Here is a 17,552-nt window from a genome sequence, read left to right as displayed (position 1 = left end):
AATTTAAAATAATTTTCCGAGTGCGTATTATTTCACCAAAACTGATTAAACTGCCAGTTTTTCGAGCGTTTTGAAGCCATAACGCTGGAGGACTGGCAGTAATTGTTCAGCTTCAGGCGTCATTGCCATACAAAAGGCAATATTCTCGTCAGCTGATTTTGCGTCAGGTGCTTCATGTTCTAACAACCAAGCCGTGCGACGCGCAATCGCGGCACCGGAATCCACCAGTCGCGTCCCTTCAGGTAGAACCTGTAAAAGTTCTTCCTGTAATAGAGGGAAATGCGTACATCCGAGAACAACCGTATCCGGCGGTTCCGGCATCCGCAACCATGGTCGCAGAATGCGGCGCAACTCATCCAGAGGAACCGCTTCTCCGTGCAGCTTCGCTTCCGCCAGTTCCACCAACTCAGCGGAACCCAACATCGCGATCTGACACTCGTTCGCAAAGCGCGCAATCAACTCATGCGTATATGAACGCTTCACCGTCGCTCGCGTCGCCAGCAGCCCCACTACACCGTTAGCCGTAAGGCGCGCCGCCGGTTTAATCGCAGGTACCACGCCGACGACCGGGAAAGCGAACTTTTCGCGTAACGCAGGGAGTGACACCGTGCTGGCGGTATTGCAGGCGATAACAGCCAGTGAAAGGGAGTAGCGCTGCTGAACGGCAGTCACAATCTCAACAACACGCTCGACAATAAATTCCTGGCTCTTCTCTCCATAAGGAAAGGCAACGTTATCGAAAGCGTATATATAGTGGAGATCCGGCAAGAGGTTGCGGATCTCATTGTAGACCGACAACCCACCGACGCCGGAATCAAACACCAGCACGGTGGGACGTGGATCAGAAGGTGTAGCTGCCAGACAAGGTGTATTCCCGTCCTGCAGTTGGGTAGCCATAAACTGTCTCGTAATCTTTATCGAACAGGTTGGCGATTTTACCACGAACTGTCAGCTGTGAGGTGATCGGATATGACACCGCCAGATCCCACAGGCTAACGCCGCCTAATTTAACTGTACGAGAGGTCTGGGTTACCTCATCATAGGCATCATCATAGCGTTGCCCCATATACTGGTAAGCAATATTCCAGCCGAGATCGTAAACCTGCCCCGTCAATTCGTACTTAACTTGCTGTTTAGCACGACGCACAAGGGTCTTATTGGTTTCATCATCACGCGGATCGACATATTGCAACGTCAAGTGATGCTCTACCGGGCCAGTCGTAATATTCCCCTTCCACTCCAACCCTTTGATAGTGGCTGATTTCACGTTAGTATACTGGCTATAATTATCGATGCTTTTGTAGTCAATCAGGTTTTGAATTTCATAATGGTATACAGACAGTTGCCAATCCAACAGCCCAGTAACACCATCAATTCCTGCTTCCCACTGTTTAGATTCTTCTGGCTTCAGATTCGGGTTGGCTACAATGCCTAAATAACCATTCGATGCCGATGCATAACGCGTTGCCCCGTATTGCTGACCCAGCGATGGCGCCAGAAATCCGGTGCCGTAAGAGAACGTTGCCCTGTAACCATCAACAAATTCCCAGCCCGCCGCGGTTTGCCACGTGCCGTGCCAACCGAACTGCTCATCATGGTCTTCACGACCCGAGGCTTCCAGCGTCACACTGTCGATTTGCTGCTGCCCAGTCAAATAAAGTCCGGTAGTGTCACGCTTGTAGATATCAGATTTCGTCGTACTGCTGGAAGTCAGCTTTTCCTGTTTCCAGTCAACACCGCCGCTAACTGAACCATGCCCTACTTCAACGTTGTTACCCCACTGAATATAACGCTGCTCCATGTTATCCAGTGTGGCTTGTCCAGCATAGCGACCAAGGTTATTAGTGTAGTTGTAATATTTCAGATGTTGATAGTTAGCAATCAACTGAGAAGAATAGATACCAGAATTATAGTGCAGGCCGGTATCCCAGGACTGATTGTAATTCTGTGCTTCCTCATTACCGCTTGGGGAACCATACATAGAAGCCTGATCATAGTCACTATTAGCGGTATAGCTATAACTCCGGAAGAAGCCCGAAAGATTATCGTCGAACTTATGCTGCACGCCGCCCCAGAACATTTTGTTGCGATAGCCATCGCGATCGCTATCGCCACTGTAAGGAGAGTCAGGTTGAATATTAAAGCCTTTCGTCGTCAGGTAAGCACCAGCCGCCGTTACCATCGTGTCGCCAAAACGCTTATTTACCGCACCATCATAGGTCTGGTAACCATTCGACCCCATCCCAGCATTGATCTGAGCACGTTCATCATCACTCATCGTAATGATATTGACCACACCGCCAATCGCTCCGGAACCGTAAACTGCCGAGCGCGGTCCACGAATGTATTCAACGCGTTGCACCAATGATACGGGGATCTGACTCATATCAATCGCATTGCCAACACCCGCTCGCGCCATTGGCACGCCATCAATCAACACCAGAACATGGCGCGCTTCAGTACCACGTATAAAAAGCGATGAACTCTGGCCCATCCCGCCAGTCTGGGAAATATCCACCCCCGGCAGACGACGCATCACATCGTTGAGATCTTTTGATTGCCAGCGTTGAATATCTTCACGAGTTACAACATCGGTAGGTGCGAGTACTGTATTAACAGGTTGCTGAAAACGGTTAGCCGTAACGACGAGAGTATCCGGGCTAGCATCCTGCGCCCAACCAGAAAATGCCGCGACGGAAAGTGCCGTCAGCAGCAATGATTTTTTGATCATTGTAAAGCATCCACAATATAAGAAGGATGCCGCAGGTCCCACCGATAGTACGCGATGATGAAAACCAGATGCGACGTTAGCCGGCAGGTCTTCGGGCTTGGAAGGTTATTCAATATAGCGAATAAAAAGAAATGAAGACTTCCCACCCAAAGGCAGTGTCTGCTTACGCTCTCATTTCACCTTTCCTTACCGCTGCGCGTCAGCTCCAGATTTACACTGGATTCCCTTTTAACTCACAGGACCGGAACGCGGATGCTACAGTTTGTTATTACCGACTGTCCAGACTGCGTATCACAATATTAGAAATCATCAATAACTGGACATCTACTGAGCAATCCCTACAATCCCCGCGTACTTTTATTTTTCAGGACGCATCATGACCCCCGAACACCTCCCGACAGAACAGTATGACGCGCAGCTAGCCGATAAAGTGGCTCGTTTACAGAGCTTAATGACGCCATTTACTGATCAGGCTCCGGAAGTGTTTCGCTCGCCGGTCAGTCATTACCGCATGCGTGCTGAATTCCGCCTGTGGCATGACGGTGACGACCTGTATCACATCATGTTTGAAAGCCAGACCAAAAGCCGTATTCGCGTCGACAGCTTTCCTGCAGCCAGCGAACTCATCAACACGCTGATGACAGCCATGATTGAAGGCGTTCGTCACAATCACGTCCTGCGTCATAAATTGTTCCAGATTGATTACCTCACCACCATGAGCAATCAGGCGGTGGTATCCATGCTGTACCATAAAAAGTTAGATGACGAATGGCGTCAGGAAGCCGAAGCACTGCGGGATGCGCTACGCGCGCAAAACCTGAATGTGCATCTGATTGGCCGAGCGACCAAAACCAAAATCGCGTTGGATCAAGATTACATCGATGAACGTTTGCCGGTTGCGGGTAAAGAGATTATCTACCGCCAGGTTGAGAACAGCTTCACGCAGCCGAATGCCGCCATGAACATTCAGATGCTGGAATGGGCGATTGATGTCACCAAAGATTCGCAGGGCGACCTGCTTGAATTGTACTGTGGCAATGGCAACTTCTCGTTAGCGCTGGCGCAGAACTTCAACCGCGTACTGGCCACTGAAATCGCTAAACCGTCCGTGGCTGCCGCGCAGTACAATATTGCGGCTAACCATATTGATAACGTGCAAATTATTCGTATGGCTGCAGAAGAGTTTACTCAGGCGATGAACGGGGTGCGCGAGTTCAACCGTTTACAGGGCGTCGACCTGAAGAGTTACCAGTGTGAAACCATTTTTGTTGATCCACCGCGCAGCGGCCTGGACAGCGAAACAGAGAAGATGGTGCAGGCGTATCCGCGTATTCTGTACATCTCCTGCAACCCGGAGACACTGTGTAAGAACCTGGAAACGTTGAGCCAGACGCACAATGTGTCACGTCTGGCGCTGTTCGATCAGTTCCCGTATACGCACCACATGGAGTGCGGAGTATTACTGACCGCGAAGTGATTTTTTTGTAGGCCGGGAAAGCAAAGATACCCCCGGCCTACAAATACTATTCCGCAATTTCTTGCTTACGGTTACGCACCTTAAAGCCGATCCAGAACACCAGAATCACTGACAGGACCGCTGGGAAGAAGTTCGAGCCGATATCCGGGTATTCCGCGCGCACCACGGTGCTGTACAACAGAACGCCAAGAATAAAACAGGCCGCAGCCAGACCCGGCAGCCCCACAGGCATTGTGCGATTCTGGTAACGTTGATGCAGGCAGTAAACCGTCAGCACCAGCGAAATAATCGGGAATACAGAGAATGGCACAATGGAGCTAAACAGCGCCGCAAATGTACCATTGATCGATAAGCCAGCAACCAGCGCCAGCAGCAGCGTACCTTTATCTTGACCTGACTGTTTCATTGCTCGTCCTTCTCGTTACTCGGAGTGATGCGTCATCTTCTCTTGTTCACGGCGATACCAGTAAAATGCGCCTTTGGCGATCATGCGCAGTTGCAATACCAGCCGCTCTTCCAGTTGTCGACGCTGTTCGGCGCCAACATCCAGCGCTTCTGCCCCCGCACTGAAAACAATCGTCACCATGGCTTCGGCTTGTGCTTCAGTAAACGCACGAGGCATATGGTTTTCGAGTTCCAGATAGTCCGCAAGTTCCGCAATGAAATGCTGAATTTCGCGAGCCACGGCGGCACGAAACGCCGCGGAGGTACCAGACCGCTCGCGCAATAATAAACGGAAGGCGTTGGGATTGTTGCCGATGAACTCCATAAATGTTGAGACCGAGGTGCGGATCACACTGCCGCCCTTGGCGATACGCTGACGCGCCTGGCGCATCAACTGGCGTAGCATCAGGCCGCTCTCATCCACCATCGTCAGGCCGAGCTCATCCACATCGCGAAAATGGCGATAAAATGAGGTTGGCGCAATGCCCGCTTCACGAGCAACTTCACGTAAACTGAGGCTGGCAAAACTGCGCTCTGCACTCAATTGACTAAATGCGGCCTCAACCAGCGAACGCCGGGTTTTTTCTTTTTGTTGCGCTCTAACGCCCATCACGATGTCTGAATCCTTCCTTATACCTTGCTGGCACTATACCAGAGATTAGGCGGTTGGCATGGCTTTGTGAATGATTGTTTACGCGCAGTTTGTGCTTCGACTTCGCAAAAAAGCACAACGATAATTGGGTTATCCTGACAACGATGTTACTATTCTGTTGCTTTTATGTATAAGAACAGGTAAGCCTGACCATGTCACATTCCTACGATTACGATGCAATAGTAATAGGTTCCGGCCCCGGCGGCGAAGGCGCTGCAATGGGTCTGGTTAAGCAAGGCGCGCGCGTCGCCGTTATTGAGCGCTATCATAACGTCGGCGGCGGTTGTACCCACTGGGGCACCATCCCATCTAAAGCACTCCGCCACGCCGTCAGCCGTATCATTGAATTCAATCAGAACCCACTTTACAGCGACCATTCCCGGCTTCTTCGCTCTTCTTTTGCCGATATTCTTAACCATGCCGATAACGTCATTAATCAGCAAACGCGTATGCGGCAAGGATTTTACGAGCGAAACCACTGTGAAATTTTGCAGGGGAATGCCCGTTTTGTTGACGAACACACCCTCGCTCTGGAGTGCCACGACGGTACGGTGGAAACGCTCACGGCAGATAAATTTGTTATTGCCTGCGGTTCGCGTCCCTACCACCCAAATGATGTCGATTTTTCGCATCCGCGCGTTTACGACAGTGATTCCATTCTCAGTCTGCACCATGAACCTCGCCACGTTCTGATCTATGGCGCGGGCGTCATTGGCTGTGAATATGCGTCGATCTTCCGGGGAATGGACGTCAAAGTTGATTTGATCAATACCCGTGACCGTCTGCTGGCGTTTCTTGATCAGGAGATGTCCGACTCGCTGTCTTATCACTTCTGGAACAGCGGCGTGGTGATTCGCCATAACGAAGAATACGAGAAAATTGAAGGCTGCGATGATGGCGTCATCATGCACCTGAAATCCGGAAAGAAACTAAAAGCCGACTGCCTGCTGTACGCCAACGGTCGTACCGGTAACACCGATTCATTAGCGCTGGAGAATATTGGCCTGAAGACGGACAGCCGCGGCCAGCTAAAAGTGAACAGCATGTACCAGACGGCGCTGCCGCATGTGTATGCCGTAGGGGATGTGATCGGTTATCCGAGCCTTGCTTCCGCAGCCTACGATCAAGGCCGTATCGCCGCCCAGGCGCTGGTCAAGGGTGAGGCCACCGCGCACTTGATCGAAGATATTCCTACAGGCATTTACACCATTCCCGAAATCAGCTCCGTCGGTAAAACTGAACAGCAACTGACGTCAATGAAAGTCCCTTACGAGGTTGGCCGCGCCCAGTTTAAACATCTGGCACGCGCACAAATCGTCGGGATGAGTGTCGGAACATTGAAGATTCTGTTCCATCGGGAGACCAAAGAGATTTTAGGGATCCACTGCTTTGGCGAACGCGCTGCCGAAATTATTCATATCGGTCAGGCAATAATGGAGCAAAAAGGTGGTGGTAACACCATCGAGTACTTCGTTAACACCACCTTTAACTACCCAACCATGGCGGAAGCCTATCGGGTAGCTGCACTGAACGGTTTAAACCGCCTGTTTTAACGTGTTGTCGAAATGGCCATCCATTGCACCACGGATGGCCTCTGCCAGCTGTTCATAACGGCTGCGCAGCGGCGAACCCGGACGGTACACCAGACCAATGGTACGACGCGGTTCTGGTTTAATGCACGGCACATACACCACACCATCACGCTTACGCTCCGGTGGGACAGCCAGCGCGGGCAGTAAAGTAATCCCGCTGCCTGCTGCCACCATGTTACGCAACGTTTCCAGACTGGTTGCCCGGAAATGGGTGTCTTCATCAGCACCAGCTTCAAAACAAAAGCCCATCGCCTGGTCACGCAAACAGTGACCATCTTCGAGCATCAACAGTTTTTCACCTGCCAGATCGGACATCGGTACGCGGTCGCGATTTGCCCATGGGTGATCTTCATAGATCGCCAGCATCATCGGCTCATCAAACAGCGGTACCTCGATAAACGCTTCACTCTCTTTCACCAGCGCCAAAATCACGCAGTCGAGTTTACCGCTGTCCAGTTGCGCCAGCAGCTGATGCGTTTGCGCCTCATGCAGGAACATTTCCAGTTTCGGGAAGGTCTGGTGCAACATAGGAATAATATGCGGCAGCAGGTAAGGTCCTACCGTTGGGATCAAACCAATATGTAGCGGGCCAGACATTGTCTCACCCTGTTGGCTTGCCATCTCCTTGAGCACTTTGACCTCGCGCAACACGGTGCGCGCCTGATCCACCAGCAGTAAACCCGCTTGAGTGAACAGCACTTTACGACTCGTCCGCTCCAGCAGCATAACGCCAAGCTCATCTTCGAGTTTGCGGATTTGCCCACTCAGCGTTGGCTGGCTGACGTGACAGGAGTCTGCCGCTCGTCGGAAGTGACGGTGTTCGGCAAGTGCTACCAGGTATTCAAGATCACGAATATTCATTATTCATCCTCCATTGCCACGATAGTTCGTAGCGATAGGTAGCATAGCAACGAACGATTATCCCTATCAAGCATTCTGTTTAATAATGCACCACAGAAACGGAACGGTACCCCTTTAACCCTTGAAGCTACTGTCCGTTCTCATACTCGAAATAACTAAAGCCAACGTGAACGTTTGCGGACCTCTGGTCCGCTTTTTTTGCATAAAAAAGCCCGGCTTGATGCCAGGCTCAGATAACTATTTGCCGGATGGCGACGCGAAGGCGTTTACCGCCATCGGGCAAAACACACGTTACGCCAGGCGCGCCTTCGCGTAGTCGATCGCCTGCGCTACCTGCTGCGGTGAAACGCCCCCTTTCGCCACACGCTTATCGAGGCACGACTGTAGCGAGAGGATCGGGTACACGTCATCGCCAATCACGGCGCTGAATTTTTGCAAATCAGCCAGTGACAGTGCTTCCAGCGGTTTGCCCTGACGAATCGCCTCAACTACCGTTTCACCCACGATATGGTGTGCTTCACGGAACGGGACGCCTTTCGCCACCAGATAATCGGCCAGCTCCGTAGCGTTGGCATAGCCCTGCTGCGCGGCTTCCTGGCAACGTGGGCGTTTTACCTGAATACCGTCCAGCACCAGCGCCGCCATATGCAGGCAGTCCAGCCAGGTATCGAGTGCATCGAACAGCCCTTCTTTGTCTTCCTGCATATCCTTGTTATACGCCAGCGGCAGTCCTTTCAGCGTCATCATCATGCCAGTCAACGCACCTTGCACGCGGCCACATTTGCCACGAATCAGCTCTAATGCGTCCGGATTTTTCTTCTGCGGCATTAATGATGAACCGGAGGTTACGCGATCGGACAGTTCCACAAAACCGGCTTCCCCGGTATTAAAGAAAATCAGATCTTCAGCAAAGCGTGACAGGTGAACCATACCGATAGAGGCATCAGAGAGGAGCTCCAGCACATGGTCACGATCGGATACGCTGTCCAGACTATTGCGGGTCGCCGAGGCGAAACCCAGCCAGCCAGCCAATTGTTCGCGATCGATTTCATAGGCGGTACCCGCCAGTGCACCGCAGCCTAACGGGCTGACATCCAGACGCTTGAGCGTATCCTGCAGACGGCTCTCATCACGCGCCAGCATTTCAATATAGGCCAGACACCAATGAGCAAACGTCACCGGCTGGGCACGCTGCAGGTGGGTATAACCCGGCATGACGGCATCCTGATTATTCTCTGCTGTCACCACCAGCGCGCTTTGCAACTGACGGTTAGCAGACAACAATTCAAGCACCGTGTCTTTGCACCACAGTTTAAGATCGGTTGCCACCTGGTCATTACGGCTACGCCCGGTATGCAGTTTTTTACCCAACGGCCCGACTTTATCGATGAGCTTGCCTTCTACCCAACTGTGAATATCTTCCGCATCGCTTTGCAGGATCTGTTGCGGGTCGAGGCGTACTTCTTCCAGCAGAGTATTCAACGCCTCTTCCAATTGACATTGTTCATCAGCAGTCAACACACCGACCGTGACCAGCGCTTTGGACCAGGCCACAGAGCCGACGATATCCTGCTCGGCCAAGCGGTAGTCGAAGCGCAAAGAGTCGTTGAACTGTTTGAACCGCTGATCTGCTGCCTGTGTAAAACGCCCACCCCAAAGTGCCATAACGAATTTCCTTAATATGATATTTTGCCCGGTGGCGCTACGCTTACCGGGCCTACAAAACCCATGCAGGCCGGATAAGGCGACGCTGCCATCCGGCACAGTAATAGTTAAGCCAGAATACGCGTACCGATCGGCGTGCCGTTAAACAGCGCCGGGAGTTGTTCGGCATGACGCCAGGAAGCGATATCCACTGGACGTCCCAGCGTACGTGCCGCGTCCAGCGCCGCGTTCACCTTCACAATCATGCCATCGGTGATAATACCCTGCTCAATCAGCTGTTCTGCTTTGGCTGCGGTCATTTCGGCAATCCGCTGGCCTTTACCATCCAGAATACCGCTGACGTCAGACAACAGGATCAGATCCGCACCCAGCGTTGCCGCCAGCGCCGTCGCAGCCTGATCGGCATTGACGTTCATCAGTTGCCCTTCTTCCGTGACGCCTATCGAACTGACGACCGGTAGAAAACCGTTTTCCAGTAGCGTGTTAATCAGCTTAGGAGAACCAGGCTGTGCCAGTCCAACATGACCTAACGCTACATCGAGCTGGGTCACTTTTACGCTGTCGCCATCGCCAAGGTACAGACCAACAGCGTCAATATGGTGTTTCTTCGCCCACGCCAGCAACGTTTTATTCGCCGTTCCGGCCAGGGCACCGGTAATGATGTCGATCTGGTCGGCTGGCGTCACGCGCAGACCATTTTTCTTTGTCACCGGCAAGTTGAGCCCTTTCATCAGCTCGTCAACCACGCAGCCGCCACCGTGCACAATGACCAGCGGACGCTGGTGCGACTCGCGATAATTGACCAGAGCGGTAAACAAACGCTCCAGCGCCTCTTCGCTATCCAGTAAAACGCCGCCCAGCTTGATAATTAATGGATTCATCATTGCACCCTTAAAGAAGAGACTGCGTTTCAGCAAAGCCGAAACGGATATTTGCGCACTGCATCGCCTGTGCGGCAGCGCCTTTCAATAAATTGTCTTCGGTTGCCACCACAATCAGGTGCTCGCCCTGAACGGCAAAACCGATATCGCAGAACGGTAAACCCACCACATTTTTCAGGGCCGGGACACCGTTGTCATACAGACGAACCAGCGGTTTATCACCATAGGCCTGCTGCAGTGCTTGCGCCACCTGCGCATGGGTCACGCCCGGCTTCAAACGACAGGTGATGGTTTCCAAAATGCCGCGCGGGAAGTTTCCCAGATGCGGAGTGAAAATCACGTCCGCCCCCAAATGTGTGGCGATCTCCGGCTGATGGCGGTGGGTAAATACACCATACGGTTGCAGGCTCACTTCACAGAAGCTGTTCGAGATGGCAGCTTTACGTCCTGCTCCGCTCACACCACTGGTGGCGTTAATTACCGGCCACTGGCTGAGATCAAGCAGGTTGGCATCAATCAGAGGCTTAAGCGACAACTGCGCCGCCGTGGGATAGCAACCCGGTACAGCAATCAGATTCGCGTCTTTTAGTTTGCTTGCACTCCACTCCGCCAGCCCGTAGACCGCTTGCTCCAGCAGCTCAGGATGCTGATGAGTAAAGCCATAATACTTTTCATAGAAGGCGCCGTCGTTAACACGGAATGCACCAGAGAGGTCAAACACCACGCAGCCCGCTTCCAGAAACTGTGGCGCCAGGTCATGACTAACCTCATGGGCCGTCGCCAGAAACACAACGTCTACCCCTGCGCTAAACTCGCGGATATCCGACATGGGTTGCAACGGCAAATCAACAATGCCCTTTAACTGCGGATGTAAATCAGAGATTAATTTTCCTGCATCATTGCTTTGCGCTGAGACAGTCAAAGCGGTTATGTTCATATCAGGATGGCGATTTACATAGGTCACAAGCTCTGCACCAGCATAGCCACTGGCGCCCACAATCAGCGTATTCAACATCGGGGCTGTTCACCTTCTTATATTCGGTTGCCAGGTATAAGCCTTTATCACCTCACCTTACACTTGGTGGGTTTTATTTCGCTCAACATTATTGTATTTTTATTCACAAATACTGCATGAATATTGATACTATCATGACCCGAGGTGTGTCAACAATGAAAAACAATTTACCGCCATTTATCGAGATTTACCGCGCTCTGATTGCCACACCATCGATCAGCGCCACCGAAGAAGCGCTCGATCAAAGTAATGCAGGTTTAATCACTCTGCTGGCGGATTGGTTCAAAGATTTAGGCTTCAGCGTTGAGGTACAACCGGTTCCCGGCACCCGTAATAAATTCAATATGCTGGCAAGTACAGGCACCGGTGCAGGCGGCCTGCTGCTCGCCGGTCATACCGACACCGTACCGTTTGACGAAGGACGTTGGACGCGCGATCCGTTCACCCTGACCGAACATGACAACAAGCTCTACGGACTGGGTACGGCGGATATGAAAGGTTTCTTCGCGTTTATTCTCGATGCACTGCGTGATGTCGATGTGAAACAGCTGAAAAAGCCGCTCTACATCCTGGCCACCGCCGATGAAGAGACCAGTATGGCGGGCGCACGCTACTTCTCTGAAAATACGGCGATTCGCCCGGATTGCGCGATTATCGGCGAGCCAACATCCCTGCAGCCAATTCGCGCGCACAAAGGCCATATTTCCACGGCGGTACGCGTGCTCGGCCAGTCTGGCCATTCCAGCGATCCAGCGCGCGGCGTGAACGCCATTGAACTGATGCACGATGCCATCGGCCACATTATGCAGTTGCGCGACTCGCTGAAAGCACGCTATCACCACGATTCATTCACCGTGCCTTACCCGACGCTGAACCTCGGCAGCCTGCATGGTGGCGATGCCTCCAACCGTATTTGCGCCTGCTGCGAACTGCACATGGATATCCGCCCGTTGCCGGGAATGACGTTAAGCGACCTGAATGGCTTACTGACGGACGCGCTGGCCCCGGTGAGCGAACGCTGGCCTGGCCGACTGACGGTTTCCGAGCTGCACCCGCCGATCCCGGGTTACGAATGCCCGCCGGATCACCAACTGGTCGAGGTGGTGGAAAAACTGCTCGGCGAGAAAACCGATGTGGTGAACTACTGCACAGAAGCGCCGTTTATTCAGACGCTGTGCCCGACGCTAGTACTGGGACCAGGTTCCATTAATCAGGCACATCAACCAGATGAATATCTGGAAACACGCTTCATTAAGCCAACCCGCGAATTAATTACCCAGGTTGTGCATCATTTTTGCTGGCATTAACCGAACGTCGCCTTGCTAATCCTTTAGTGGTAAGCAAGGCGATTCTTTTAACATTTGCATAAGCAACGCTTATTTGACGCGATGTGAATTAAATAACGTAAATTCCCGCCATTTTTTCGTTTGCTGAACCGATTTCGCAGCAATTGACGTCAGGTGTTTTACGTGGCTTTATAAAAGACGACTAAAAAGTTAAGTCCGAAAGATTTCGCGTTGCAGCCAATGCCGCTGGGACGCGAAAGATACAGGACATATTCAAAACAGATGGGGTGTCTGGGATCATATGAACGAACAATATTCCGCGTTGCGTAGTAATGTCAGTATGCTCGGCAAAGTGCTGGGAGAAACCATCAAGGATGCGCTGGGAGAGAACATTCTCGATCGCGTAGAAACAATCCGTAAGCTGTCTAAATCATCCCGCGCTGGCAATGAAGCGAACCGTCAGGAACTGCTCACTACGCTGCAGAATCTGTCTAACGACGAGCTGCTGCCAGTTGCCCGTGCGTTTAGTCAGTTCTTGAACCTGGCCAATACCGCCGAACAGTACCACAGCATTTCGCCAAAAGGCGAAGCTGCCAGCAACCCGGAAGTGATTGCCCGTACCCTGCGTAAACTGAAAGACCAGCCTAACCTCGATGAAGCGACAATCAAAAAAGCCGTGGAATCGCTTTCTCTGGAGCTGGTCCTGACCGCACACCCAACCGAAATCACCCGCCGTACGTTGATTCATAAAATGGGTGAGGTTAACGCATGCCTCAAGCAGCTTGATAACAAAGACATCGTCGATTACGAACGCCACCAGTTGATGCGCCGCCTGCGCCAGCTAATCGCCCAATCATGGCACACGGATGAAATCCGTAAACTGCGTCCCAGCCCGGTTGATGAAGCCAAATGGGGCTTCGCCGTGGTTGAAAATAGCCTGTGGGAAGGTGTACCGAACTATCTGCGTGAACTGAATGAACAGCTGGAAGCGCATCTGAACTACAAGCTGCCCGTCGATTTTGTCCCGGTCCGATTCACCTCGTGGATGGGCGGTGACCGTGACGGTAACCCGAACGTAACGGCAGATATCACCCGCCACGTGCTGCTGCTCAGCCGCTGGAAAGCGACCGATCTGTTCCTGAAAGACATCCAGTTTCTGGTTTCTGAACTGTCGATGGTCAAAGCCACGCCTGAGCTATTAGCGCTGGTGGGTGAAGAAGGCGCGGCAGAACCCTATCGCCATCTGATGAAAATGCTCCGTTCGCGTCTGATGACGACCCAGGCCTGGCTGGAAGCGCGACTGAAAGGCGAAAAATTGCCGAAACCTGCAGGTCTGCTGACACAAAACGAGCAGCTATGGGAACCGCTGTACGCGTGTTATCAATCACTGCAAGCCTGCGGTATGGGCATCATCGCCAATGGCGAACTGCTCGATACCTTGCGCCGAGTGAAATGTTTTGGCGTCCCGCTGGTGCGTATCGATATTCGTCAGGAAAGCACCCGTCATACCGAAGCGCTGGGCGAACTGACCCGTTACCTGGGCATTGGCGACTACGAAAGCTGGTCAGAAGCAGACAAACAGGCCTTCCTGATCCGAGAACTGAACTCCAAACGTCCACTGCTGCCGCGCAGCTGGGAACCGAGTAACGATACCCGCGAAGTCCTCGATACCTGTCGGGTGATTGCCGAAGCACCTCATGGTTCTATTGCTGCCTACGTGATCTCGATGGCGAAAACACCGTCGGATGTGCTGGCCGTTCACCTGCTGCTGAAAGAAGCTGGCATTGGTTTTACCATGCCGGTAGCGCCGCTGTTTGAAACGCTGGACGACCTCAACAATGCTGACGATGTAATGACTCAGTTGTTGAATATCGACTGGTACCGCGGTCTGATTCAGGGCAAGCAGATGGTCATGATTGGCTACTCTGATTCCGCCAAAGACGCAGGCGTGATGGCGGCGTCCTGGGCGCAATATCAGGCGCAGGATGCGTTGATCAAAACCTGCGAAAAAGCCGGCATTGAACTGACGTTGTTCCACGGCCGGGGTGGTTCTATCGGTCGCGGCGGCGCTCCGGCCCATGCGGCACTGCTCTCACAACCACCAGGTAGCCTGAAAGGCGGACTGCGCGTCACTGAGCAGGGTGAGATGATCCGCTTCAAATACGGTCTGCCGGAAGTGACCATCAGCAGCCTGTCTCTGTACACCGCCGCGATCCTGGAAGCCAACCTGCTACCACCGCCGGAACCGAAAGACAGCTGGTGCCATATTATGGATGAGCTGTCAGATATCTCCTGCAAGCTGTACCGTGGCTACGTGCGTGAGAACAAAGACTTTGTACCTTACTTCCGCTCAGCAACTCCCGAGCAGGAACTGGGTAAATTACCGCTCGGCTCACGTCCAGCTAAGCGCCGTCCGACCGGTGGGGTAGAGTCTTTGCGTGCCATTCCATGGATCTTCGCCTGGACACAAAACCGCCTGATGCTCCCGGCCTGGCTGGGCGCAGGTACCGCACTGCAAAAAGTGGTTGAAGACGGTAAACAGAGCGAACTTGAAGCGATGTGCCGCGACTGGCCATTCTTCTCCACGCGCCTTGGCATGCTGGAAATGGTGTTCTCGAAAGCGGACCTGTGGCTGGCAGAATACTACGATCAGCGTCTGGTCAAAAAAGAGCTGTGGCCGTTAGGTGAAGAACTGCGCCACCGTCTGGAAGCCGACATCAACGTGGTACTGGCAATCGCCAACGACTCACATTTGATGGCCGACCTGCCGTGGATTGCCGAGTCAATTCAGTTAAGAAATATTTATACCGATCCGTTGAACGTGCTACAGGCTGAACTGTTACACCGTTCGCGTCTGGCAGAAGAACAAGGTGAAGCCCCCGATCCGCGCGTTGAACAAGCGCTGATGGTCACCATCGCCGGTGTCGCAGCGGGTATGCGTAATACCGGTTAAGTAAGCCCCCCCTGTCACCCTCGTGCAATTGCGCGGGGGTGACCTCAAAAACGCTTGTCATAACCGTTTCATTTCAAATATATTCTTGCCTTGATTCATTTATTTTATGAATGAATCATCAACGAAAAGCGATCTTAACGTCGCGACGCTTCAGATCTCCTTAAGATTTAGCCGCTACTCTTGGCGACACGATTAATGACAGGCTCACACTATGCAATCCTTACAACTCCAGACTAAACCCCCGTTTAGCTGGAAAGCCCTAGGTTGGGCACTTCTCTATTTTTGGTTTTTTTCTTCATTACTGCAGGCCATTATCTATTTTAGCGGTTATAGCGGATCGACCGGATTACGTGACTCATTATTATTTAGTTCGCTATGGTTGATCCCGGTATTCTTATTCCCTAATCGTATCCGTATTATTGCCGCCGTCATTGGCGTCGTGCTGTGGGCCGCGTCGCTCGCCGCACTGAGTTATTACGTCATTTACGGGCAGGAGTTCTCACAGAGCGTGCTGTACGTGATGTTTGAGACTAATGCCAACGAAGCCAGCGAATACTTAAGTCAGTATTTCAGCCTTAAAATTGTCTTCATCGCGCTGGCCTATACCGCCGTAGCGATTCTGCTGTGGACGCGCCTGCGCCCGGTTCATATTCCCTCCCCCTGGCGTTATCTGGTGTCGTTTGCGCTGTTATACGGCTTGATTCTGCACCCGATGACCGTCAATACATTTATTAAGCATAAACCTTTCGAGCAAACGCTGAACGGTCTTGCTTCTCGTATGGAGCCCGCCGCACCGTGGCAGTTTATTTCTGGCTATTATCAGTATCGTCAACAACTAACCTCATTGAACAGTCTGCTGAATGAGAACAATGCGCTACCGCCACTGGCGCATTTTAAAGACAACTCTGGCGATGCTCCGCGCACGCTGGTGCTGGTGATTGGTGAGTCAACTCAGCGTGGGCGCATGAGCCTGTACGGCTATCCGCGTAAAACCACGCCGGAACTGGACGCGCTGCACAAATCCGATCCTAACCTGACCGTATTCAATAATGTTGTGACCTCTCGTCCTTACACTATTGAAATCCTGCAGCAAGCGCTGACCTTTGCTAACGAGAAGAACCCGGATTTATATCTGACGCAGCCGTCGCTGATGAACATGATGAAGCAGGCGGGGTATAAGACATTCTGGATCACTAACCAGCAAACTATGACCGCGCGTAACACTATGCTGGCCGTATTTTCCAAGCAGACAGATAAGCAGTTCTATATGAACCAGCAGCGAACGCAAAGTGCGCGCGAATATGACAGCAACGTGCTGGCACCGTTTAAAGAGGTGCTGGCCGATCCGGCGCCGAAAAAATTCATCATCGTTCATCTGCTGGGTACACATATTAAGTACAAATTCCGCTATCCGGATGGTCAGGGGAAATTTGACAATAATATCGACAACGTCCCGCCAGGATTGAACAGCGATGAGCTGGAAGCCTATAACGATTACGACAGCGCTAATGTGTATAACGACCACATCATTGCCAGCCTGATTAACGACTACAAAGCCACCGATCCGAACGGCTTCCTGCTCTACTTCTCCGATCATGGCGAAGAGGTGTATGACACGCCGCCGCATAAAACGCAGGGGCGTAATGAAGACAACCCAACGCGTCATATGTACACGGTGCCGTTCCTGCTATGGACGTCTGAAAAATGGCAGGCTGCACACCCGCGTGACTTCTCACAAGATGTCGATCGTAAGTACAGCAGCTCTGAACTTATTCATACCTGGTCTGATTTAGCGGGCTTTACCTACGATGGATTCGACCCGACGCGTGCCATTACCAACCCGCAGTTCAAAGAGACAACCCGCTGGATTGGTAATCCGTACAAGAAAAACGCCCTGATTGATTACGATACTCTGCCTTACGGCGATCAAATCGGTAATCAATAACAGGCTGCCGGATGCGCTACGCTTATCCGACCTACAGCTCGCAATGACTT

At 52.2% G+C, this 17,552-nt stretch carries 13 protein-coding genes and 1 riboswitch; of the genes, 5 read left to right on the top strand and 8 right to left on the bottom strand.

Annotated features, from left to right (window positions below; genetic code table 11):
• Nucleotides 1–45: 45 nt before the first annotated feature.
• Together murI and btuB are read right to left on the bottom strand one after the other, a co-directional pair.
• Entirely contained in the window at nt 46–897 is an 852-nt protein-coding gene (murI, locus tag FDW88_RS15195) for a glutamate racemase (protein ID WP_137362872.1), read from the bottom strand.
• Nucleotides 842–2,731: a TonB-dependent vitamin B12 receptor BtuB gene (btuB, locus tag FDW88_RS15190; RefSeq protein ID WP_137362871.1), complete on the bottom strand. Its 1,890-nt coding sequence runs from the start codon at nt 2,729–2,731 to the stop codon at nt 842–844. The genes murI and btuB overlap by 56 nt, the downstream gene beginning before the upstream one ends.
• A 64-nt stretch (nt 2,732–2,795) precedes the next feature.
• Nucleotides 2,796–2,992, bottom strand: a riboswitch (cobalamin riboswitch).
• Between the two features lie 115 nt (nt 2,993–3,107).
• On the opposite strand from btuB, the gene trmA reads away from it, so the two are divergent.
• Nucleotides 3,108–4,208, top strand: a complete 1,101-nt coding sequence (gene trmA / locus FDW88_RS15185) for a tRNA (uridine(54)-C5)-methyltransferase TrmA (RefSeq protein WP_137362870.1) — start codon at nt 3,108–3,110, stop codon at nt 4,206–4,208.
• 46 nt (nt 4,209–4,254) lie between these two features.
• On the opposite strand, the gene FDW88_RS15180 is transcribed toward trmA, so the two are convergent.
• A complete protein-coding gene (locus tag FDW88_RS15180) occupies nt 4,255–4,614 on the bottom strand; it encodes a YijD family membrane protein (RefSeq protein ID WP_003825114.1) in 360 nt (119 codons plus the stop codon).
• 15 nt (nt 4,615–4,629) lie between these two features.
• Nucleotides 4,630–5,265: an HTH-type transcriptional repressor FabR gene (gene fabR, locus FDW88_RS15175; RefSeq protein ID WP_003028862.1), complete on the bottom strand. Its 636-nt coding sequence runs from the start codon at nt 5,263–5,265 to the stop codon at nt 4,630–4,632.
• 191 nt (nt 5,266–5,456) lie between these two features.
• On the opposite strand from fabR, the gene sthA reads away from it, so the two are divergent.
• On the top strand, nt 5,457–6,857 hold the full coding sequence (gene sthA / locus FDW88_RS15170) for a Si-specific NAD(P)(+) transhydrogenase (RefSeq protein ID WP_096758790.1): 1,401 nt from the start codon (nt 5,457–5,459) through the stop codon (nt 6,855–6,857).
• Here the strand turns inward: sthA and oxyR are convergent.
• From oxyR to argC, 4 genes are all read right to left on the bottom strand, one after another.
• Nucleotides 6,840–7,757 carry a DNA-binding transcriptional regulator OxyR gene (gene oxyR, locus FDW88_RS15165; protein WP_137362869.1) on the bottom strand — a complete coding sequence of 306 codons (918 nt, stop codon included), beginning with the start codon at nt 7,755–7,757 and terminating at the stop codon, nt 6,840–6,842. The genes sthA and oxyR overlap by 18 nt on opposite strands.
• A 291-nt stretch (nt 7,758–8,048) precedes the next feature.
• On the bottom strand, nt 8,049–9,422 hold the full coding sequence (gene argH / locus FDW88_RS15160) for an argininosuccinate lyase (protein WP_137362868.1): 1,374 nt from the start codon (nt 9,420–9,422) through the stop codon (nt 8,049–8,051).
• Between the two features lie 107 nt (nt 9,423–9,529).
• Entirely contained in the window at nt 9,530–10,306 is a 777-nt protein-coding gene (argB, locus tag FDW88_RS15155; protein WP_117343671.1) for an acetylglutamate kinase, read from the bottom strand.
• A 7-nt stretch (nt 10,307–10,313) separates the two neighbouring features.
• Nucleotides 10,314–11,318 (bottom strand): N-acetyl-gamma-glutamyl-phosphate reductase, encoded by a 1,005-nt coding sequence (argC, locus tag FDW88_RS15150; RefSeq protein ID WP_115259745.1) that lies wholly within the window; start codon nt 11,316–11,318, stop codon nt 10,314–10,316.
• A 155-nt stretch (nt 11,319–11,473) separates the two neighbouring features.
• Between argC and argE the strand changes: the two genes are divergently transcribed.
• From argE to FDW88_RS15135, 3 genes are all read left to right on the top strand, one after another.
• Nucleotides 11,474–12,625: an acetylornithine deacetylase gene (argE, locus tag FDW88_RS15145; protein ID WP_137362867.1), complete on the top strand. Its 1,152-nt coding sequence runs from the start codon at nt 11,474–11,476 to the stop codon at nt 12,623–12,625.
• Between the two features lie 280 nt (nt 12,626–12,905).
• Nucleotides 12,906–15,557 (top strand): phosphoenolpyruvate carboxylase, encoded by a 2,652-nt coding sequence (gene ppc / locus FDW88_RS15140; protein ID WP_137362866.1) that lies wholly within the window; start codon nt 12,906–12,908, stop codon nt 15,555–15,557.
• Between the two features lie 211 nt (nt 15,558–15,768).
• Complete coding sequence (locus FDW88_RS15135) at nt 15,769–17,502, top strand: phosphoethanolamine transferase CptA (protein WP_137362865.1); 1,734 nt, start codon at nt 15,769–15,771, stop codon at nt 17,500–17,502.
• The last annotated feature ends 50 nt before the right edge of the window (nt 17,503–17,552 follow it).

The organism is Citrobacter sp. wls829 (genome assembly GCF_005280825.1).
GTDB classification, from domain to species: Bacteria; Pseudomonadota; Gammaproteobacteria; order Enterobacterales; family Enterobacteriaceae; genus Citrobacter; species Citrobacter gillenii.
Note: the sequence above shows the minus strand (reverse complement) of the source record. Positions and strands in the feature narration are given on the sequence as shown.